Source organism: Flavobacterium rhamnosiphilum (assembly GCF_004349195.1).
Lineage (GTDB): Bacteria > Bacteroidota > Bacteroidia > Flavobacteriales > Flavobacteriaceae > Flavobacterium > Flavobacterium rhamnosiphilum.
Genome location: NZ_SMLG01000006.1, coordinates 110027 through 132091, shown reverse-complemented (window position 1 = coordinate 132091; position 22065 = coordinate 110027). Strand labels below are relative to the sequence as shown.

16 protein-coding genes are annotated in these 22065 nt (G+C 34.8%); 7 read left to right on the top strand and 9 right to left on the bottom strand.

Going from position 1 to position 22065, the window contains the following annotated elements; translation table 11 throughout:
• Nucleotides 1-357: 357 nt before the first annotated feature.
• The 3 genes from E0I26_RS09680 to E0I26_RS09670 form a co-directional block, all read right to left on the bottom strand.
• Nucleotides 358-2436 (bottom strand): response regulator, encoded by a 2079-nt coding sequence (locus E0I26_RS09680; protein ID WP_165929433.1) that lies wholly within the window; start codon nt 2434-2436, stop codon nt 358-360.
• 397 nt (nt 2437-2833) lie between these two features.
• On the bottom strand, nt 2834-3790 hold the full coding sequence (locus E0I26_RS09675; RefSeq protein ID WP_131916277.1) for an aldo/keto reductase: 957 nt from the start codon (nt 3788-3790) through the stop codon (nt 2834-2836).
• A 157-nt stretch (nt 3791-3947) separates the two neighbouring features.
• On the bottom strand, nt 3948-4355 hold the full coding sequence (locus E0I26_RS09670) for a DUF1573 domain-containing protein (RefSeq protein WP_131916276.1): 408 nt from the start codon (nt 4353-4355) through the stop codon (nt 3948-3950).
• Nucleotides 4356-4527: 172 nt separating this feature from the next.
• Here E0I26_RS09670 and E0I26_RS09665 point away from each other — a divergent pair, with 172 nt between their 5' ends.
• Both E0I26_RS09665 and E0I26_RS09660 read left to right on the top strand, forming a co-directional pair.
• Entirely contained in the window at nt 4528-5787 is a 1260-nt protein-coding gene (locus tag E0I26_RS09665) for a sensor histidine kinase (protein ID WP_131916275.1), read from the top strand.
• Nucleotides 5787-6476 carry a response regulator transcription factor gene (locus E0I26_RS09660; protein WP_131916274.1) on the top strand — a complete coding sequence of 230 codons (690 nt, stop codon included), beginning with the start codon at nt 5787-5789 and terminating at the stop codon, nt 6474-6476. The genes E0I26_RS09665 and E0I26_RS09660 overlap by 1 nt, the downstream gene beginning before the upstream one ends.
• A gap of 66 nt (nt 6477-6542) precedes the next feature.
• Here the strand turns inward: E0I26_RS09660 and E0I26_RS09655 are convergent, their stop codons facing one another.
• The 4 genes from E0I26_RS09655 to E0I26_RS09640 all read right to left on the bottom strand — a co-directional run bounded on the left by E0I26_RS09655 (nt 6543) and on the right by E0I26_RS09640 (nt 12418).
• Complete coding sequence (locus tag E0I26_RS09655) at nt 6543-8084, bottom strand: acyl-CoA carboxylase subunit beta (protein ID WP_131916273.1); 1542 nt, start codon at nt 8082-8084, stop codon at nt 6543-6545.
• Between the two features lie 3 nt (nt 8085-8087).
• Nucleotides 8088-9530 (bottom strand): acetyl-CoA carboxylase biotin carboxylase subunit, encoded by a 1443-nt coding sequence (gene accC / locus E0I26_RS09650; RefSeq protein WP_131916272.1) that lies wholly within the window; start codon nt 9528-9530, stop codon nt 8088-8090.
• Between the two features lie 104 nt (nt 9531-9634).
• The gene (locus E0I26_RS09645) at nt 9635-10120 is read right to left on the bottom strand and encodes an acetyl-CoA carboxylase biotin carboxyl carrier protein subunit (RefSeq protein WP_131916271.1); all 486 of its coding nucleotides are present in this window, start codon (nt 10118-10120) and stop codon (nt 9635-9637) included.
• A 99-nt stretch (nt 10121-10219) separates the two neighbouring features.
• Nucleotides 10220-12418 (bottom strand): B12-binding domain-containing radical SAM protein, encoded by a 2199-nt coding sequence (locus tag E0I26_RS09640; protein WP_131916270.1) that lies wholly within the window; start codon nt 12416-12418, stop codon nt 10220-10222.
• Nucleotides 12419-12597: 179 nt separating this feature from the next.
• Here E0I26_RS09640 and E0I26_RS09635 point away from each other — a divergent pair, with 179 nt between their 5' ends.
• The 4 genes from E0I26_RS09635 (at nt 12598) to E0I26_RS09620 (ending at nt 19788) form a co-directional block, all read left to right on the top strand.
• Nucleotides 12598-16245, top strand: coding sequence for a T9SS type B sorting domain-containing protein (locus E0I26_RS09635; RefSeq protein WP_131916269.1), 3648 nt, complete (start codon nt 12598-12600; stop codon nt 16243-16245).
• A gap of 86 nt (nt 16246-16331) precedes the next feature.
• Nucleotides 16332-17939 carry a bacillithiol biosynthesis cysteine-adding enzyme BshC gene (bshC, locus tag E0I26_RS09630; protein ID WP_131916268.1) on the top strand — a complete coding sequence of 536 codons (1608 nt, stop codon included), beginning with the start codon at nt 16332-16334 and terminating at the stop codon, nt 17937-17939.
• A gap of 44 nt (nt 17940-17983) precedes the next feature.
• Nucleotides 17984-19255, top strand: coding sequence for an acyltransferase family protein (locus E0I26_RS09625; protein ID WP_131916267.1), 1272 nt, complete (start codon nt 17984-17986; stop codon nt 19253-19255).
• A 113-nt stretch (nt 19256-19368) separates the two neighbouring features.
• The gene (locus E0I26_RS09620) at nt 19369-19788 is read left to right on the top strand and encodes a nucleoside-diphosphate kinase (RefSeq protein ID WP_113634352.1); all 420 of its coding nucleotides are present in this window, start codon (nt 19369-19371) and stop codon (nt 19786-19788) included.
• 138 nt (nt 19789-19926) lie between these two features.
• Here E0I26_RS09620 and E0I26_RS09615 read toward each other — a convergent pair whose 3' ends face one another.
• Nucleotides 19927-20223, bottom strand: coding sequence for a DUF721 domain-containing protein (locus tag E0I26_RS09615; RefSeq protein ID WP_099715934.1), 297 nt, complete (start codon nt 20221-20223; stop codon nt 19927-19929).
• The gene (locus E0I26_RS09610) at nt 20204-20644 is read right to left on the bottom strand and encodes a hypothetical protein (RefSeq protein WP_131916266.1); all 441 of its coding nucleotides are present in this window, start codon (nt 20642-20644) and stop codon (nt 20204-20206) included. Before E0I26_RS09610 ends, E0I26_RS09615 begins: the two co-directional genes overlap by 20 nt.
• A 247-nt stretch (nt 20645-20891) precedes the next feature.
• Here E0I26_RS09610 and E0I26_RS09605 point away from each other — a divergent pair, with 247 nt between their 5' ends.
• A complete protein-coding gene (locus tag E0I26_RS09605; RefSeq protein WP_131916265.1) occupies nt 20892-21968 on the top strand; it encodes a serine hydrolase domain-containing protein in 1077 nt (358 codons plus the stop codon).
• The last annotated feature ends 97 nt before the right edge of the window (nt 21969-22065 follow it).

Genomic DNA, 22065 nt, shown 5'->3' with positions numbered 1-22065 from the left:
ATTACTGTATTATTTTTTTATCAATTGCCGCTGGTTTTAACCAGCGGATTGAAATGAATAAGTTGATTGGCTTTAGCCAAAATGAGCACTATATTTTGGCTAAAGCCAATGCTAGCCTAAAATTTTAAATTCCGTTGGTTAAAACCAACGGCAATTCATCTGAGTCGTTTGATTCTAATTTTTAGCAAACGGGTTACAGTAATTTCTAACCAAAAATGGCATTACATCTATTAATCTGATGAAAAGTTTAAAAATTATTTTGAAGAATACTAAAAAACGAAGACAAGTCTGTTTCTAAAAATTTTGAGAAACTTTAGAAATAAGTAAAGACACACAATCAAAAGTATTCCTTCAAGCTTAAGCGTCCTGAGTTTTATTTAGTTCCATAAAAACAGCATCCAGCAGTTCGAATACTTTTTCCTTATCCAGTGGTTTTGTAATACAGTCCATAAAACCGGATTGCATCATTTTCTCTTTATCTTCAAATGAGGAATAGGCAGTTTGGGCTATTACAGGAAGCTCAGGTCTAATTACTTTTATTTTTTCGAAGGCTTGATAACCATCTAAAATAGGCATTTTTATATCCATGAATACCAAACTAATGTTTGGGTTTTCAGTACAAATGGTTACTGCTTCTTGTCCGTTTTTAGCTCTTAGGACAATATGATTTTTTGATTCTATAATTTTTTTCAGCAGCAAGAAATTAATTGCATCATCTTCTGCTACTAAAATCATTTTATTTTCATGATTTTGGGAAAAAGATTTTACTTTTTTCGGTTTTATAGCTTTTACCGTTTGATCCCATTTTAATGGTATTGTAAATGAAAAAATGGAACCCAATCCAATTGTTGACTTTACCTTTATTTCACCACCTAACAATTCAACATACGCTTTTGTAATAGACAAACCAAGCCCTAATCCTGATAATTCGATAGATCCTTCGCCTTCAATTCTTCTAAATCTATCAAAAATTACTTTTAAATAATTTTCGCTGATTCCCATACCTGAGTCTTCAATCTTAAATTCTAAAATTTCTTTTTCTTTGTTTATTGAATATCCAAAAGCGACAAAACCTCTGTCAGTAAATTTTACTGCATTTGTAATTAAATTAACAATAATCTGTTTCAGTTTCGTTTCATCAGTAAGAATATTTCCCTGGATTTTATCCGGATTTTCAAGTATATAAAATTGAATTTCTTTGTCTTTAGGAATGGTAATTTTGATGGAATCATACAATTCTGTGATGCATTTTTCTAAATCAAATCCTTTATAATTAGGCACAATTTGCTTTGCATCAATTTTAGACATTTCGATAAGGTCTTCGATGATTGACACTAAACTGCTACCGCTATTTTTTATAATTTTCAAATACTCTAATCTCTTGTCTTCCTTCAAATTTGTATCAGAAAGTAAATCACTAAATCCCATTATGGCATTCATGGGAGTTCTGATTTCATGCGATAAATTAGCCAAAAAAGAAGATTTTAACGTATCACTTTCTTCTGCTTTTTGCTTGGAAATTTCTAATTGTTTCCGTTGATTGCTATTTTCTTCAAAAAGGTTTCCAATGTATCCAAACTCTCCTTGGGATCTTTTTAAACTATTAATGGAACTCATATTACCCGTTTCAAGAATACTTTTAATTAACTTTAACGGATTATAAATCCATCTTTTCGTGTAATAAACGTAAACAAAAATGTTAATTAAAGAAACCAGAACAACAATAAAAAGAATCTCTTTTGTGTTCGTGTAATTTAAATTGAATGGTCTTTTAAAAAGTAATTTGGCTACAGCTTCATTTTTCCAATCTTTTAAATCTAAGCCTACAATAACAAAATCATTTTCATTTGCAATCGCATAATCACTTGAAACTAAATTAATTTCTGAACTGCTTATATTTCCCAATGCATTAAAAAAGGGTTCGTCTAAAAGTCTGGCCATAAAAAAATAACCGGAAGGTTTCGTTTTATTCTTTTTAGGATCATTTGAAGGATGAATTGTTGCCCCAAAAACCTCGACAACACCCTCTGGAATTTTAATGTAAAATCTTTTCAGTTTAGATGTATAAAGCACTGACATCATCTCTTTTGGAATAAAATCAAGACTTTTAATCTTAGGTGAAGCTGTTTTATTTATTATTTTTTGATCTAAACCATAAACACCAATATAATCCGATTCATACGATTCAAATACACTTAAAATATATTTATCATACCACTTTTTATCTTTTGTTTTTGTAAAATGGACCAACTCGTCCCAATAGGTAACATCAATAATAGTGGCTGTAGCCGTTTTGGAATTGAGCCTAAAAAGAGACTTTACTTCTTTGTCGTATTGATTGTATGTAGTTTTGTAAAAATGATGTTCTTCTTGAACGGTATAAAGGTAGAGTGAGATGTAAATTAGAAAAAAGAAAATACTTGTCGAAATTATCAACAACAGTAGTTTAGAATATGTATTTAAATGAATCAATCTCTTCATGGAATAAAGTCAAATCTAAAAAGTAAAACTAAAATACATTACACATTTTTGTAAGATATATCACTTTTTTTATTTAGCGCAAGTTAACCTTTTTTTATTATAAAAAGAATCTCCAATCAATTAAAACTGACGGAGATTATTATAATAAAGGTTTATTTATCAACGGTATACTTTCGTAAAAGCTCCCTAACCTTGCCCTTTGAACCATTTAAATCCCTGCTTTTCCATTTTTTTTCAGACTTTACCTATTTTTTCAAAATGGAACATCTTTATTCTTTATCAGAAACGGACTAAGTAATCTAATTTATCTTTTTTGCATGCATCCAATCAATAGATCATTTCTACACTGTAATTATCCCAGAATCTTCTCAATCTCCAACAATTCGGCTGCGGAAAAATCCAGATTTTGCAAACTGTCAATATTATTATTTAATTGACCAACTGAACTGGCACCAATCAAAACAGAAGTAATTCGGTTGTCTTTTAACAACCAAGCCAATGCCATTTGAGCCAAAGACTGGCTTCGTCCTTTCGCTATTTCATTCAACGCTACAATCTTTTCAACTTTTGTCTCAGAAACTTCTTCTGATTGCAAATGCCCGTTTGGATTAGAAGCTCTGGAATTTTCAGGTATCCCCTTCAGGTATTTATCCGTTAAAAGTCCTTGTGCCAAAGGTGAAAAAGCAACACAACCCACTCCTTTTTCTTCCAGAACATCTAATAATCCAGTTTCTGGTTGCCGAACAAACATCGAATATTTCACTTGATGAATCAAGCAAGGTGTTCCTAATCGTTTCAAAATCTCGGTAGCTTCTCTGGTTTGCTCTGCATTGTAGTTGGAAATTCCCGCATATAACGCTTTTCCGCTTCGCACAGCATAGTCCAAGGCCATCATGGTTTCCTCCAAAGGCGTTTCCGGATCAAAACGATGTGAATAAAAAACATCAACATACTCCAGATTCATACGCTTCAAACTCTGGTCTAAACTTGATAACAAATATTTACGAGAACCCCAGTCGCCATAAGGGCCTTTCCACATGGTGTAACCGGCTTTGGTTGTAATTACGATTTCATCACGCAGATTTCCCTGAAAATTATTTTTCAGTATTTTACCAAAATTAGTCTCTGCCGAACCCGGAACCGGACCATAATTATTAGCCAAATCAAAATGGGTAATTCCTTTATCAAAAGCGGCTATGACAATGTTCTCCCCATTTTCAAAATTATCCACCGAACCGAAGTTATGCCATAATCCTAAAGATATTTGTGGCAGTAATAAACCGCTTTTCCCACATCTGTTATATTTCATTTTTTAAATTTAAAAAAGGAAAGATAAACATTTTATTTAAAATCATGGATCTAAAAACATCAAATTACAAGCAAAAATAAGCTCAGATTTAACCATAAAAAAACTCGATTTATCTTAGATAAATCGAGTTTTTAACATTACAAACAACCTTTAAAACCTAAATAACAATTCCTTTAAGGGTCAATGTTTTTGGGGTGGTTTCGGCATTTGTTGTAACTGTAACCGTTTTTGTAAAAGCACCTTTATTGGCCGCATTGTACGTTGCAGTAACTTTTCCAGATTTCCCAGGAAGAATTGGCGTTTTGGTATAATCGGTTGCTGTACAACCGCATGACCCTTGTACGTTAGTGATTATTACCGTTGTTTTTCCTGTGTTTTTAAATTCATAATTAATGGCTTTTGGTGTGTTATGAGGAATTTGCCCCACATCTATACTCTCACTTTTCCATAAAATGGACGAAGCAACAGACGAAACTTTTGACACCAAAGCATTTGCTGGAGCGATGGCTGAAAATGACATTAATCCTAGAGTTAATGCCAACATTGAAATTTTGATGATTTTCATAATTTGATTTTTATAATAGTTATACAATAGATTATTTCATTTGAACATACCAAAAGTAGATTAGAAAATCTTTGGCTCCTGTTAAGCAGTTTCAAATGTTTGTTAACGACTTGTTAATGGTTATATTTGAAAGTAATTTTGATTAATATTACACTTTAAAATCTATTTTTACTTGAAACTAAACAAACTCAACAGTATTATTATTCTTGGAATCATTGCCATCGTTGGTATTCTGGTGGCACAACTCCTTTGGACCAAAGAAGCTTTTACTATTGAGGAAAAAAAGTTCAGCCAAAAAACACATATCGCCTTACTTGAGGTTGCCAAAAAATTATATCAAGGTACCAACCACGATTTGCCCACAGAAAATCCGATAAAAAAAATATCAAATGATTATTATGTAGTGAATATTGATAATGATTTTGAACCCGAAATTTTAGAATTTTATCTAAAATCCGAATTCAAAAAAATGAATCTCACGACCGATTTTGAATATGCTATGTACAATTGCCAAAGCGATGAAATGGTGTATGGAAACTATATTTCTTTATCAGACAAATCAAAAGGAAAACAGTCTATTTATTTCCCAAAACATAAAAATTTAGTATATTATTTTGCCATTCGTTTCCCCAATGAAACCACTTATTTGTTTAGTTCGTTGCGGTTTTGGTTTGTACTTTCAATGGTGTTAATTCTTATTTTACTGATTTATGTCTATTCTATTTTTACGCTTTTACAGCAAAAAAAATACTCCGAATTACAACGGGATTTCATTAATAATATGACGCATGAATTCAAAACGCCATTATCATCCATTTTGATTGCTTCCAACTATTTAATCAAGCAAGAACCCATCAAAAAGGATAAAAAACTCTACACCTACGCCGAAATTATTATCAATCAAAGCAATAAACTAAACCAGCATATCGAGAAAATTTTGACAATAGCCAAATCCGATTATTCTCCTTTGGAATTGAATACAGAAAACATTGCGATAGTTCCGATAATTGAAAATGCCATCGAAAACATCAAACTAAAATATCCTGAAATCACAACAACAATCAAAACGGATTCATCTGATTATACAATAATTGCAGACTCCTTTCATTTCAATAATTTAGTTTACAATCTCCTTGATAATGCCGCAAAATATTGCGATACGAAACCCGAAATTGTTATCCGATTATCGAAAGAAAATCAAGTGTTAAAACTCGAATTTATTGATAACGGAATCGGAATTTCAAACAAAAACCTCTCTTTCATATTCGACAAGTTTTACCGAATTCCGAGTGAGAAAAGTAATGAGGTCAATGGGTTTGGATTGGGTTTGTATTATGTAAAAAAGATTTGCAATTTGCATCATTGGAAAATTAACGCCACCAATAATCCCGAAAAAGGCATTACCCTAACCATTTTAATTCCTAACAAATAATGAGTACTTCCAGAATTCTTTATGCCGAAGACGATGCTACATTAGCATTCCTTACCAAAGATAATTTGGAGCAAAACCACTATGAAGTGACACATTGTTGCGATGGAAAAACAGGTATGGAAAACTTCAAAAAAGGCAATTTTGATATTTGCATTCTGGATATTATGATGCCAAAAATGGACGGATTCGAATTGGCTACTGAAATTAGAAAGGTCAATATTGATATTCCTATTATATTCCTTTCGGCAAAAACCTTGAAGGAAGATCGAATTAAAGGATTGCGTTTGGGAGCCGATGATTATCTCGTAAAGCCTTTCAGCATTGAAGAATTAATCCTAAAAATAGAAGTTTTCCTGAAACGTTCCCATAAAAATAATTCTGTTGAGAAATCAATTTATGAAATTGGGAAATACCAATTTGATACCAAAAATTTTATTCTATACAACGAAAACGAAAAAATACCCCTCACGCAACGCGAATCCGAACTCTTGAAATTATTTCTAGACAATAAAAATACAGTTCTAAAACGAGAACAAATCCTTACTTCACTTTGGGGCGACGACGATTATTTTATGGGACGCAGTCTGGATGTTTTTATTTCCCGCTTGCGCAAAATTTTGACCAACGAAAAAGGAATTGCAATAGAAAATTTACACGGGATTGGGTTTAGGTTCGTATTAGAAAAATAATTTAGAAAGCATAAAACCAAAAAAAAACCACCTTCATCAGGTGGTTTCTTCAATTCTATCCAACAATTACAAAGGAATATTCCCGTGTTTTCTATTAGGAGTAACACTCACTTTATTTTCGAGCATACTAAAAGCTTTTATCAATTTGCGTCGGGTGTCTTGCGGTAGGATTACCTCATCTACAAAACCACGTTGCGCTGCTGTATACGGATTCGCAAACAAATCGGCATATTCCGCTTCTTTTTCCAAAAGTTTTGCTTCATGGTCTTCGGCTTCGTTAATTTCTTTTTTAAAGATAATTTCACTGGCACCTTTGGCTCCCATCACGGCAATTTCAGCAGTTGGCCAGGCAAAATTCATGTCGGCACCAATGTGTTTGGAGTTCATTACATCATACGCACCGCCATAGGCTTTACGTGTAATCACGGTTACTCTTGGCACGGTTGCTTCGCTAAGGGCGTACAACAGTTTCGCACCGTGAACAATAATCCCGTTCCACTCTTGGTCGGTTCCCGGTAAAAAGCCGGGTACATCCACCAAAACCAATAACGGAATATTAAAACAATCGCAAAAACGGGTAAATCGAGCCGCTTTTTTCGAACTGTTCACATCGAGACAACCGGCTAAAATCATCGGTTGGTTCGCTATAATCCCAATGCTTTTTCCTCCCAATCGGGCAAAACCTACCAAAATATTTTCGGCATAATTTTTATGAATTTCAAAAAACGAATCTTCATCAATAATACCACCAATCACCTCGTGCATATCGTACGGTTTGTTGGGATTATCCGGAATAATAGTCGCTAATTTGGTACGCACCTCATCATTCAGTTCGTAAGGTAAATTATGTGCTTTTTCTTTATTGCTTTGTGGCAAATAACTCAACAAGCGTTTCAAATCTTCCAGACATTCCACATCATTGGTCGAGGTGCAATGCGCCACACCAGATTTAGTGGAATGCGTACTCGCACCACCCAATTCCTCTGAAGTCACGGTTTCATTGGTTACGGTTTTTACCACATTCGGCCCTGTTACAAACATATAACTGGTATCTTCAACCATCATCGTAAAATCAGTCATCGCAGGAGAATACACGGCTCCACCGGCGCAAGGCCCCATAATTGCAGAAATTTGCGGAATCACGCCGCTGGCTTGTACGTTTCTAAAGAAAATATCGGCATACCCGCCCAAAGAACGTACGCCTTCCTGAATACGGGCTCCACCTGAATCATTCAGTCCAATCATAGGTGCTCCCATTTTGACTGCCATATCCATGACTTTACAGATTTTCTCGGCATGGGTTTCAGATAATGAACCACCAAAAACCGTAAAATCCTGTGCAAAAATATAGACCAATCGTCCGTTTATGGTTCCGTATCCTGTAATGACACCATCACCGTAATACAGTTCTTTTTCCATTCCAAAATCAGACGTTCGGTGCGTCACCAACATCCCGATTTCTTCAAAAGAACCTTCGTCCATCAAATAATTGACGCGTTCTCTCGCCGTTAGTTTTTTATTGGAATGCTGTTTTGCAATTCTGTTTTTACCGCCACCCAAATGTGCTTCGGCAATTTTATCGTTTAGTGTTTTTATTTTAGATTCCATACTTTATTGAATTGGTAAGCGTACGATTTTTTGATCTTCAAAATACTGTTTCAACGCTACCAAAGCAGCGATTTCGGCTTCTTGCGCCATTTGTTTTTTCAACACATCGGCATTATAATAGTTCTTCACGAAATGCGTGTCAAATTTTCCGGAACGAAACGCCTCATGTTCAAAAACAAATTTTCCGAAAGGCAACGTCGTCTGCACGCCTTCCACATGATAGTCTTCAATGGCCTTTATCATAATTTGAATGGCCTCTTCACGGGTTTCTCCATAGGTGATTAATTTGGCCAACATCGGATCGTAATAAATGGGAATATCCATCCCTTGCTCAAAACCATTATCCACACGAATTCCTTCTCCAACAGGCAATTGATAGACGTCCAAATGCCCCACACTCGGTAGAAAATCATTCAATGGATCTTCGGCATACACACGTAACTCCATCGCATGTCCTTTTATTTTCAAGTCTTCTTGTTTGATTGCCAATGCTTCTCCCCTGGCGACTCTGATTTGCAGTTCCACCAAGTCGGTTCCGGTAATCCATTCCGTAACGGGATGTTCCACCTGCAAACGGGTATTCATTTCTAGGAAGTAGAAATTATTGTTTTCGTCCAATAAAAACTCAACAGTTCCCGCTCCTAAATAATCACATGATTTGGCTACCAAAACAGCGGCTTCCCCCATTTTTTTACGCAATTCAGGTGTTAAAACCGAAGAAGGCGCTTCTTCTATCACTTTTTGATGACGACGCTGGATGCTGCATTCTCTTTCGAATAAATACAATACATTCCCATGACTGTCCGCCATTATTTGAATTTCGATATGTCTTGGCGAGCCCACATATTTTTCGATAAAAACCGAACCATCTCCAAACGCAGCAATTGCTTCACTGATGGCGCGATCCATTTGGGATTCAAAATCAGCTTCACTTTCTACCACACGCATTCCTTTTCCACCACCTCCTGCAGATGCTTTAATCAGTATAGGGAAACCAATTTTTTTGGCAACGCCTTTTGCTTTTTCGACATCAGTAATGGCTTCGTCAAAACCGGGAACCATTGGAATATTGTATTGCTTAACGGCATCCTTAGCCGCTAATTTACTTCCCATAATTTTTATCGCTTTCGACTTTGGACCAATAAAAATGATGTTATTTTTCTCCGCTTCTTCAGCAAAATCAGCATTTTCACTCAGAAATCCATAACCCGGATGAATGGCATCTACGTTTAAAGATTTCGCAACCTCTATAATTTTACTTCCTAATAAATACGATTGACTCGAAGGTGCTTCCCCAATCCAAACGGCCTCATCAGCAAATTTTACGTGTGGTGCATTTCTGTCGGCAGTTGAATAAACTGCTACGGTTTTAATGCCCATTTTTTGTGCGGTTTTCATCACCCTGATGGCGATTTCCCCTCTGTTGGCAACTAATAATTTTTTCATTTTTTATTTTTTAACCGCAGATTCGCTAATTTTAATTCTCTTACAATCACTTGCTTTGAATAATTCAATATTCTATTTTTAATTAGCGAATTAGCGGTATTTTATTATTCAAACTCAATTAACAACTGTCCTTTATCTACTGCATCTCCCATCAGTACCGAAATGGTTTTGATAACGCCATCTCGTGGGGAAAGAAAACTGTTTTCCATTTTCATGGCACCCAAAATAATTAGGTTGTCGTTCTCTTTTACAGTTTGCCCTACCACAACACTGATTTCTAGAATCAATCCGGGCATAGGTGCTTTGATAAAATTGACTTGTTTGGTAAGTCCCGTTTCGAATCCCATTTCCTTAATCAAAATATCCAAAGGGTTTGAAATGGCAACGGTATACGTGTTGTTGTTTACCTTGACGGTGTAGTTTTTTTGAAGAAAATCAGAAGTGATGATTTCCGCTTGATAAGGAGTGTTTTCGTGTAAAATATGGAACTTATTCGTTTCCACACGCACTGCATCCAGTTGTGAAACACTTTCCTTTTCCAAATCAAAATGAAAAGTGTCGTTTACATTAACTTTATAACCAATACTCATTTGTTTCTATTTTAGAATCGTAAAAATAAGTAAAAGAAAACGTTTTCGTAAACCAAAAATTAAGTTTTATGCTAAATAGATATAGTTAGGTGGAAAAACTTATAAGACTAATAACCCAAACTCTCTAAGGGTTTTAATAGGTTTTGAGTACCAAAATAATTCAAAGTCTTCCAGATGTGATTCAAAATCAGCTTTAACTTCTTGGTAATTATAAATTTTAGCATTCGAAACGGAGATTTTTTGTAGCATTTCTACCAGCCATTCTCCTTCATTTTTATTCGTTTGAATGCTGAAACTTTCCTTTTTATCATGAAAAGTCAAAGTCATCATTTCCCAAGAATTCCCTTTTTTGGATTTGGTAAAATGTTCCACAAATGGCTTCCCGCCTAACCAAACGATTTTGGCTGTGGGTTTACTATTGAAATCCTCTTCTTCCTGTAAGGCATCAAAAATAAAATCAGGTGAAATTTTAGTCTTTGGAATTTTAAATTCAAACCAATCCTGCAATTCGTAATCAAAACAGATTCCGTGCATAAAATTGAATAAGGATTTTTTCAATCCAAAACTGAATTTATCGTGGTCAATTCCTGTTGCATCCGTATAATTAATATCGTTATTGGCAAAAGTTCCAATGGCTTCCGTTTCTTTCAAAACACCAAATTTCTCTGGATACATTCCCACAGGACTGTGCGCTGTCATGGCAAACTGATGCCAAAATCCCGATTGCAATATGCCCACTTCAAATAATTGACGTACCATTTCGAGACTGTCTACGGTTTCCTGAATGGTTTGTGTAGGATAACCGTACATCAAATACGCATGAACCATGACACCTGCTTCGGTGAAGTTTCGGGTCACTTTCGCTACTTGTTCTACCGTTACACCTTTGTCTATTAATTTTAACAATCTATCGGAAGCGACTTCGAGACCGCCAGAAACGGCAATACAACCGGAAGCTTTTAAAAGCAAACATAAATCTTTGGTAAAGCTTTTTTCGAATCGAATGTTGGTCCACCACGTCACGGCTAATTTTCTGCGAAGAATTTCGAGAGCCAAAGCGCGCATCAAAGCCGGAGGCGCGGCTTCATCAACAAAATGAAATCCGTTCTCGCCTGTTTGAGCAATCATTTCTTCCATTCGGTCGCACAATAAATTGGCTGCAACGGGTTCATAAACTTTGATATAGTCCAAAGAAATATCGCAAAACGTACATTTCCCCCAATAGCAACCGTGCGCCATGGTAAGTTTATTCCAGCGACCGTCGCTCCACATACGGTGCATGGGATTCACAATTTCGATAACCGAAATGTATTTATCCAAAAGCAAATCCGAGTAATCTGGCGTTCCTACTTGCGATTGTTTGTAATCGGGTTTTAGGGAATTATTTTTATAAACTACTTTTCCGTTTTCCAATAGAAAGGTTCGTTTATAGGAGTTGTAATCCGGATTTTCAATGTTAGCAATTAATTCTTCGATTGGCATTTCGCCATCATCCAATGTGATAAAATCGAAAAACTCAAAAACACGAGTATCTGAAAGCGAACGCAATTCAGTATTAGGGAAACCGCCACCCATAGAAATCTTGATGTTTGGATAATGCTTTTTTACCCATTGTGCGGAACGAAAAGCCGAATATAAATTCCCTGGAAACGGAACTGAAATCAAGAATAATATAGGTTGAATGGTTTCTATTCTCTCTTTTAAAATAGAAAGAAGAACGGTATCAATATAGGTTGGTTCCTGTTGCAAGGCTTCATACAATTCGTCAAAAGAATTCGCACTTCGTCCCAAACGTTCTGCATAGCGGCTGAAACCAAAATTTGCATCGACACATTCCACAATAAAATCCGAAATATCTTCGAGATACAAAGTCGCTAAATGTTTCGCTTTATCCTGTGTTCCCATCGTTCCAAAAGCCCAATCGAGTTCTTCCAATTGTGCAAATCGGGACGCTTCCGGCAAGAAATCTTCTTGACAAATTTGTAACGCCAACGTTGGGTTTTTCCCTTGCAAGAAAGCAATTACGGGATCAATCGTTTTTAAATATTCATCTTGTAAAGCAAAAATTCTTTTAGAATTGTCTGAGATTTTTCCAACTTTAAACGTTGAACTTGCAACGGTAAACAAACTTGAAAGTCCTTCTTTTGAAAATAATTTCAAAATCACTTCGATACCCAAATCCGCCTGAACAGACTCAATATTTTTGGTATTCAGAAAACCTTTGATATATGCGGTTGCCGGATACGGTGTATTCAGTTGGGTAAAAGGCGGCGTAATGAGGAAAAGTTTGGTTTTCAAAAGGAATACGTTTTGTGCAAAAATAAGGGATATTTATCGGTTTTTGCGTAAAAATTTATGCTAGTCATTTACAAGTGGGATAAAAACTATCAAAACTTAAAGACGGTTTTAAATAATACCTTTTCTTGTTTTAATTTGTAAATATTTAGCTATATTTGGGTCCTTTTAATACTTTTACTGTGAGAAATATCTTTGTCGTTTTATTCTATTTTACTTGTTTTACAATCTTTGCACAAAATACATTACACCCTTTACATGATAAAAAGGTTTCTGGTTTTTCCTCTATCAGAAATATAAAAATCGAAGATCAGAATGGTCGTTTAATAACTGATTCCATAGAGCGCAAGACCTATTTTGAAAAAAAACAACAAAACATTGACTTTGACACCAAAATAAGTAATCGTTTATCATTAGCACAAACTGCTGTTCAGATGTGTTCCAATAGTGGATTTGAAGAATATGAAACCGTATCAGGAGTCAATGTTTTAAAAGACTTCATGTTCACCGAAGGATTTGTTCAAAATCCTATACAATGTAAATCAGTTACAGAAACTGCAAATCAAAATATCAGGCAATTCGACCCGAATAATAATAATTTGATGGTTTCTACAATACCTTCAAATTTTTTGGATGAATACATTGGCAACATAAATGCTTTTGATCAATATTCTTTAAAAGTGAACTATAAATCCTCTAATTATAATATGGGATTGGTTCAGGCAAAGCGTTTTAAAACCAATAACGAAACTACTTTAAAATTTAACTACAAAGCCATTTTACAAAGTATTACAGAAAGTGGTCATAATAATGAGCAACCTTATTTTAAAGCCCGGGTTTTGAATAAAAATGGTGTTGTTGTCAGTGAATTTTGTCTAATTGGTGATCCAACGAATTGTATTTTCACACAAGCACCTAATTTAGAAGGAGGAAGTATCGTATTGTATACCAAAAATTGGCAATCTGGTATTTTAGATATTTCTTCTATTCCTAACAATGAAGAATTTACGGTTGAGTTTATGGCTACAAGATGTGGTTTGATGGGACATTTTGGTTATGCTTACATAGATGATATTTGTTTGTTACATTCTACTGAAAATTCACAAGGAAGTATTGAACTGGATCCATTATATAAAATCTGCCCAAGCATGCCCATTTCTGTTTGTGGAAATTATACTTTACCTAATTCCGGCGGTATTTCTGCTACAGTTACATCAATTACAATGAAAGTTTATGATAACACAAACACAGTAATTTATACAACCTCTACTCCTTTATCATTGGATTTAGTGAACCATAAATTTTGTTTTAATTTGGAAGCTGCCAATTTAGTTAATGTAACCACTGGCAATTATAATGTTGGGGTAACTATCAATTACGGCATTACACAAACCAATTGTAATGGGACAAGTTTTGCTTCTGCAACAGATGACGACGCTAATCCAGGTTGGGATATTTCATTTATGAATTGTAGTAGCACTTGTAATTTCACACTTCAAACAGGAAATCTAGAACTTTGCGACACCAACCACAATGGAAAAGAATTTTTCAACTTGACCAATGCCAATACACTTATTGCAGGTATTCAACCCGGATTGACCTTTAGTTATTTTACTACTCTTAATCATGCTACCAATGACACAAATGCTATTGCTAATTTTTTAAATTATGAGAGTACGAGTACCACTATTTTTGTGAGGGCTTCTAAAGATGCGACATGTTTTAAAATAATAGCGATTCAACTGATAGTAAAAAACCCTACTGCTACCATATCAGGTATTTTGAATGTTTGTAGCGGAAGCACTACCCTAACCGCCTCTCCCGGATCCAGTTATTTATGGTCTAATGGAGCCACGACCCAAAATACTGTAGTAAACGCTATAGGAACTTATACCGTTACCGTTACAGATGCGACGGGTTGTGTTGCGAATGGATCTGTTACAATTATAGCCAATCAAGTTGCTGTACAGCCAACAATTCAGGTTACTCAACCTACTTGTTTTGTGAGCACCGGAACAATAGCCATCACATCTCCAGCATCTGAATATAGTTATGATGGTGGTTCCACTTGGACAACAAATGCTACAATGAGCAATTTGGCTATTGGCAGTTACAGCATAAAAATAAAAACAGCATCAGGTTGTATTTCTTACAATACAAGCATTAATATAATTCCTTATTTATCCTCATTCCCTTCTTATAGTTCAGTTAACCCAACCAGTTGTGGCGGTTTTGGAAGCATTACAATAACTACTTCTGCCGCAGCCTACAGTTTTGACGATGGTGTTACCTGGACATCAAACAATACGGCAACCAACCTGCCATTGGGAACCTATCTGATTCGTACAAAAGATCAATTTGGCTGTATCTCAAATTTTAATAGTGTGACTTTCTATAGCGAGTTTTTGCCAGCCCCTATATACATTGCCAATCAACCTTATTGCTCTAATTTAGGAAGCATCGCCATTACCAGCTCTGCCGATCAATACAGTTTCGACGGTGGTACCACTTGGCAAACATCCAATACTTTAAGTAATCTAACTGCTGGAAGTTATATCATAAAAATTAAAAACGCACAAGGTTGTACGTCGCCAAACGTATATGTCTATTTGAATAATTTAGAAAATAGCTACCCGCAATATACACTAACTCCAGCAGGTTGTGGCACTTATGCCAGCATCGCTATTACAACACTTGGTGATTTATATAGTTTTGATGGAGGAATCAATTGGACTACTAATCCTTTCATTACTAATTTAATAAGCAATACTTCTTATTCACTTGTTGTAAAAAAAGGTATAAGTTGCAAGTCTCTAACAAATACTGCTTATGTCTATAGTGCCTATTTAACTATTCCTCCTGCCAATGATTATCAAACAACGGAGTGTGATAACTTAAATGATGGCTCGGAAAATATTGATTTAACTATTTACAATACTAATCTTATTCCCAATTCTACAAATTATCGTTTTACTTATTACAATAGTCTTTTGGGTGCGGAAAACAATACCGTTTCAAGTCAAATCACCAACATCTCCTCTTGTAATTTAAACAATAGCAACAACACGGTTTACGTTAGAGTTACCAACCCCGCCACCTCTTGCTACAAAGTAGCGGAATTGAAATTCAACTTTATTGCCTCTCCTATAATAAATATGCTGGACGCTTATCCTCTTTGCGTAAACAAAAATGTTATTATCGATGCAGGTACGGGCTTCTATACTTATTCATGGTCAACTACTGAAACATCTCAAACCATTTCAATCAATCAGCCAGGAAATTATTGGGTTGATGTTACAGAAAATAATAATCCATTAATTTGTACATCAAGAAAAAACTTCAATGTCTTTTTATCAAATCCGGCCACCATTAACAAAATAACAACCCAAGATTGGACCAATGACGAAAACGTGATTACGGTTTATGCTACTGGTTTGGGCAATTATGAATACTCTATAGATGGAATTAACTATCAGGACAGCAATGTTTTCAATGATTTAAATAATGGAAGTTATACCGTATATGTTCACGATAAAAATGAATGTGGAACTGTAAATGACGAAGTGTATTTATTAATGTATCCAAAATTCTTCACACCAAACGGAGATGGATTCAACGATACTTGGAAGATTAAACTCTCCTATTTTGAACCTGGCCTGAAAATTAAAATCATCGATCGTTATGAAAAATTCATCAAAGAGTTACAATATAACGATTCGGGTTGGAACGGAACTATGAATGGATTAGAACTTCCGTCTGATGATTATTGGTTTGTAGTGACCAGAGCCGATGGAAAAGAACATAGAGGTCATTTTACTTTGAAGCGATAATTACTCTTTTCCTAAACATATCTTAAACCAAAAAAACATAACTTTACTTTTTCTTACTTTAGCGACAAATTTAGAAACTCAAAACTATGCCAACCGACTGTATCAGCTATCAGAATTCAGGATATTTCTCTTCATTAATGAATGATTATTTAGATCAAAAGCCAAATCTACAGTCTTTATACCATCGGTTTCCAACTCTAGAAAACTTTGAAGCACAAATCATTGAAAAACAAAAAAATTTCAATGACAATAGCAATGGCAATTTCAAAAGACAAATATTAGTTTCTACATTAGAAAAACAATATTCAAATTTGGAAGCTTCAACTTTGACCAAACAAAATATTGCCGCTTTAGCCAATACCAATACATTTACCGTTACCACTGGTCACCAACTGAATTTATTCAGCGGACCATTGTATTTTTTATACAAAATTATTTCGACTATTAATTTAACCAATGAATTAAAAGCAAAATATCCTGCTTATAGTTTTGTTCCCATTTACTGGATGGCGACCGAAGACCATGATTTTGAAGAAATTAATTATTTCAATTTTAAAGGTAAAAAATTCCGTTGGAACAAAGAAAGCACTGGTCCCGTTGGACGATTGTCTACTGAAGGCTTAGCTGATTTCCTTGAAGTATACGCGCTGGAATTAGGTTCCAGTACGAATGCAAATACACTCAAAAAACTGTTTGAGGATTCCTATCTCAATCACGATAATTTAGCCGATGCCACGAGATTTTTGGCTAATGCGCTTTTTGGAGCGTATGGTTTAGTCATTTTGGATGCGGATAATCCCGATTTAAAACGCAACTTCATTCCTTTTATAAAAGAAGAATTACTTCACCAATCCTCCCATAAATTGGTGCTGGAAACCGCCGATAAATTAAAAGACTATACGGTTCAAGTGAATCCACGGGAAATCAATTTGTTTTACATCGAAGATGATTTACGAGAACGCATCCTCTTTGAAAACGATACCTACAAAGTAAATCACACCAAAATCGAGTTTTCTGAAAAGGAAATTTTATCACTTTTAGAAAATCATCCTGAAAAATTCAGCCCCAACGTGATTATGCGTCCGTTGTACCAAGAAGTGATTCTTCCTAATTTATGCTACATCGGCGGAGGTGGAGAAATCGCGTATTGGTTAGAACTAAAATCCTTTTTTGAATCTGTAAAAGTACCTTTTCCAATGCTTTTACTTAGAAACTCAGTCCTTTTAGCAACCGAAAAACAAGCAAAAAAAGCGGGCAAATTAGATTTGACTTGGGCAGCTTTGTTTAGCAAACAAGTCGATTTAATCAATGAGAAAGTAAAAGTATTCTCAGAATTCCCTATTGATTTAACCATCCAAAAAGAACATTTAAAAAATCAATTTCATTATTTACACTCATTAGTGCATCAAACCGATAAATCCTTTACCGGAGCTGTAAAAGCTCAGGAAGCGAAACAAATAAAAGGATTGGAAAATCTGGAAAGAAGGTTATTAAAAGCCCAAAAACGCAAACATACGGAACAATTGCAACGCATTACCGACTTGCAAAACGAATTATTCCCCAACCAAAGTTTACAGGAACGCCAGGCTAATTTTTCGGAATTTTATTTGGAATACGGAGAAAATTTGATTTCTATAGTAATGAACCAGCTTAAACCACTGGAGAATAATTTCAACATAATAACACTTCCTTAAACCAGACAAAAATTAACTGTCAAAACCAAATAAACCACAAAACAATGACCAAAGAACGCTTAATTTCACTGGATGTATTTAGAGGATTTACCATCATATTGATGACCATTGTAAACAATCCAGGTAGTTGGGCATCAATTTACCCACCTTTAGAACACGCAGAATGGCATGGCTGTACGCCTACAGATTTAGTTTTTCCTTTCTTTATTTTCATTTTAGGAACTGCAATTCCATTTGCAATGCCTAACAAAATTTTTGATGCTGGAGTTTTTAATAAAATAATTGTTCGTTCCTTACGAATATTCTGTTTAGGATTATTCCTGAATTATTTTGGTAAAATAGAACTCTTCGGACTCCAAGGAATTCCACTATTGCTAAGTAGATTGGCAATAACTTTTGCAGTAGCTTATGCGCTTATGGGTAACTTCAATTCAAAAACAAAGACCTATTTGGCATTTTCTGTTTTTGGCATTTTATTAATTTTAGCTTTTAGCGGAATCGAAGCCTATCAAGACGTTAGAATTCCGGGAGTTTTACAACGTATTGGAATTGTTTATTTCTTTGTTTCACTCTTATATTTAAAAACAAATCAAAAAACACAACTTCTGGTCGCTTTATCCCTATTATTGCTTTATTGGGGATTAATGTCTCTGATTCCAGTTCCTGGAGTTGGTGCGCCAAACTTTGAAAAGGGAACTAATTTTGCGGCTTGGATTGATAGCGTACTATTAGAAAACCATATGTGGGCACAAACAAAAACCTGGGACCCTGAAGGCGTTTTAAGCACAATACCCGCAATTGCATCAGGAATAATTGGAATGAGTATCGGAAATTTGCTAAACCTTCAAATCAGCAAGCTTGAAATTGCTAAAAAAATGGGAGGAATTGGGCTCATTCTTGTAATTATTGGATTAATCTGGAACATCGTATTTCCAATAAATAAATCTATTTGGACTAGCTCTTATGTACTATATACCGCTGGTTTGGCAACATTATGTTTGGCATTATTATATTATTTAATTGACATTAAAAACCATACAAAATGGACTAAGCTATTTTTAATTTGGGGAGTAAATCCTATGATTGTATTTTTCTTTTCGGGAATAATTCCAAGAATCTTTTCGATGATCCAATTTCAGAATCCAAAAATACCAACAGAACAAATTAATCTTTTAGAGTATCTATATTCTTTTGGAGTGACCCCATTTTTTACTAATCCAATGACAGCTTCTTTAGCTTTCGCATTGATTTATGTTGCCTTTTGGACAATCCTATTATGGTATTTCTACAAGAACAAATTGATTTTCAAAGTATAAGATTTAAAAACAACAGCACTAATATCAAATAATCATCTTTTAATTATTTATTTATTAAAATACATTCATAAAAAAAGTCTATTTTTGCACAAAATTTAAAAAACACAAACAAAATGGCTACAAATAGAACTTTTACAATGATTAAGCCTGATGCTGTTGCTAACGGACACATCGGAAACATACTTGCAATGATTACTAATGCAGGTTTCAAAATCGTTTCTTTGAAATTAACGCAATTAACTGTTGCTGATGCTCAAGCATTTTATGAAGTTCACGCTGCAAGACCTTTCTACGGTGAATTAGTTGAATTCATGTCAAGAGGACCAATTGTTGCTGCTATTTTAGAAAAAGATAATGCTGTTGAAGATTTCAGAACTTTAATCGGTGCTACAAACCCTGCTGAAGCTGCTGAAGGAACTATCCGTAAAGCATACGCAACTTCTATCGGAGAAAATGCAGTTCACGGTTCTGATAGCGATGAAAATGCAGCTATCGAAGGTGCTTTCCATTTTGCTGGAAGAGAGCAGTTTTAATCTAGACTACTTAGATTCTTAAAAAAACAAAACCCGCTTCGTTGAAGCGGGTTTTGTTTTTTTAAGCTATTTTTTGCATGACAACATTCTAAATCTAAAATGTCTAATTATCTAAAAATCTAAGAAGTCTAAAAAAGTCTATCGTAAAACTACGTCCTTCACTACATCACGTCTCAATTCCTCGTTAATCATAGCCACAATTTTTGATCTGCCGTGGCTTAATTCCTCCCTTAATACTGAAGAGCTCAATTCAACATACAAAGTGCTTCCTTTCAAAACCACATTTTTAGTGTAATTATTCACACCATTTCCCATAAGATTTTTCCACGCATCTTTCACGTCTATTTGATCCATTCCGGGTTGCAGTTTATTCACTTGGATAATTTGTTTCAAAACATCCCCTATCGTACTTTGATTATTTAGCCTTTTTGCCATCGCCCAGTAAATTTATTGGTGTTGCTTTCTTGTAATGATATTCTATTTTTTCCTTGTTCAACAGCACTAATTCTTCCGCTGACAAAGCAATTAACTCCTCACTCCATTTCATATAAGGTGTCGAATAATCCAAAAATACTTTGTCATCGGCAAATCGCACCGTTACGTTTTCATAAACATCATTCACTAAAAAAGTCCCATCCAATTGTGGCATCACTTTCTTCCGAATCCCTTTATTATTATCTATTTTAAAAAAATCATAACTTTCATTCATGCCATAATCCTTGTCTTTTCCGGCATCAAAAACAACTTTTTCAATTTCCCAATATCCGTTTATTTTAGAAATATCTGTAGGCTTAATCTTTTGCTGACATCCCACAAAAAGGAATGCTATAAAAAGAATGCTAAATGTGTTTTTCATATAATTATTATTTTTAGGAGCTGTTTCCTGCTGTCCGCTATATCTTTATCTTGAAATTCATCCTTCGTCAGAATTCAAGAAAAAGGATGCCGCTTCCATCAGGGCTAGGAAATTCGGGTTAAATCATGTTTATTCTAAATACAAAGTTACTCTTATTAAATTCAAAGAAAACAAAAATAGTAGAAACACATTAAACTATTTTCTATATTTTTGGTCTTAAAGGAATTAGAAATAAATCAGTAGCAAGATGTCAAAAATAATCTACAGTTTCCTCATCGTATTCTTTTGCAGCAGCTGCAGTTCCGATACTGTTGAACCAACTCCTACTCCAACACCTGCAGAAACACTCTATTTCCCACCTCTAACCGGTACAACTTGGGAAACAAAATCTATTGCGAGTTTAGGTTGGAAACAAACTGCCGTGCAACCGTTATTAGATTATTTGGAACTCAAAAATTCAAAATCTTTTATCATTCTTGTTAACGGAAGAATCGTAATGGAAAATTATTTCAACGATCATTCCGCAACAAGTAATTGGTATTGGGCAAGCGCAGGAAAAACACTGACAGCAACTGTAACAGGAATTGCTCAACAAGAAAACCTAATCAACATCAACAATAAAGTTTCGCAATACATAGGAGCCGGTTGGACCAGCTTGCCTTTAGCAAAAGAAAACTTGATTACAAACAAGCATTTACTCAATATGACTTCCGGATTAGATGATAGTACGGATGATGTTGATCCAGTAAACCTAAAATACAAAGCCGATGCAGGAACACGTTGGGCGTATCATAATGTATATGTAAAATTACAGGATGTTATTGCTCAAGCCAGCGGTCAAACTTGGAATATCTATTTCAATACCAAATTGAAAGATAAAATAGGGATGGATGGCGCATGGTTTCAACTTGGTAATAATTCCGTTTATGGAAGTACAACCCGCTCCATGGCACGCTTTGGCTTGTTAATATCCAACAAAGGAAAATGGGAAAGCAATACGCTAGTGAATGAAAATTATCTTAATGAAGCCACAAACACTTCACAAACTATAAATCTGGGATATGGCTATTTATGGTGGCTGAATGGAAAATCAAGTTATCATTTGCTACAAAGTCAACTTCAGTTCAATGGCAGCTTGATACCAACAGCTCCAGCCGATATGTATATGGCACTGGGGAAAAACGATCAAAAAATCTATGTTATTCCAAGCAAGAAAATGGTCGTTATCAGAATGGGAGATCTTGCAACTCCTGATAATCCAACTTTCGCGTTATCCGATTTTGATGAAACTTTGGGGCAAAAAATTAGTGCTTTATACCAATAAGCCTACTTGGTTTTCAAACGTCTCATAAAACCTAAAACAAAGAAAACCAATCCTATTATCAACAAAAAATAATAAAAACCAAGACTTTTATCTCGAA

What these genes read in the sequence shown, in the direction of transcription:
- E0I26_RS09615 (WP_099715934.1), bottom strand. Translation starts at nt 20,223, where the DNA reads ATGGCAAAAAGGCTAAATAATCAAAGTACGATAGGGGATGTTTTGAAA.
- E0I26_RS09660 (WP_131916274.1), top strand. Translation starts at nt 5,787, where the DNA reads ATGAGTACTTCCAGAATTCTTTATGCCGAAGACGATGCTACATTAGCA.
- E0I26_RS09625 (WP_131916267.1), top strand. Translation starts at nt 17,984, where the DNA reads ATGACCAAAGAACGCTTAATTTCACTGGATGTATTTAGAGGATTTACC.
- E0I26_RS09675 (WP_131916277.1), bottom strand. Translation starts at nt 3,790, where the DNA reads ATGAAATATAACAGATGTGGGAAAAGCGGTTTATTACTGCCACAAATA.
- E0I26_RS09620 (WP_113634352.1), top strand. Translation starts at nt 19,369, where the DNA reads ATGGCTACAAATAGAACTTTTACAATGATTAAGCCTGATGCTGTTGCT.
- E0I26_RS09655 (WP_131916273.1), bottom strand. Translation starts at nt 8,084, where the DNA reads ATGGAATCTAAAATAAAAACACTAAACGATAAAATTGCCGAAGCACAT.
- E0I26_RS09645 (WP_131916271.1), bottom strand. Translation starts at nt 10,120, where the DNA reads ATGAGTATTGGTTATAAAGTTAATGTAAACGACACTTTTCATTTTGAT.
- bshC (WP_131916268.1), top strand. Translation starts at nt 16,332, where the DNA reads ATGCCAACCGACTGTATCAGCTATCAGAATTCAGGATATTTCTCTTCA.
- E0I26_RS09605 (WP_131916265.1), top strand. Translation starts at nt 20,892, where the DNA reads ATGTCAAAAATAATCTACAGTTTCCTCATCGTATTCTTTTGCAGCAGC.
- accC (WP_131916272.1), bottom strand. Translation starts at nt 9,530, where the DNA reads ATGAAAAAATTATTAGTTGCCAACAGAGGGGAAATCGCCATCAGGGTG.
- E0I26_RS09610 (WP_131916266.1), bottom strand. Translation starts at nt 20,644, where the DNA reads ATGAAAAACACATTTAGCATTCTTTTTATAGCATTCCTTTTTGTGGGA.
- E0I26_RS09670 (WP_131916276.1), bottom strand. Translation starts at nt 4,355, where the DNA reads ATGAAAATCATCAAAATTTCAATGTTGGCATTAACTCTAGGATTAATG.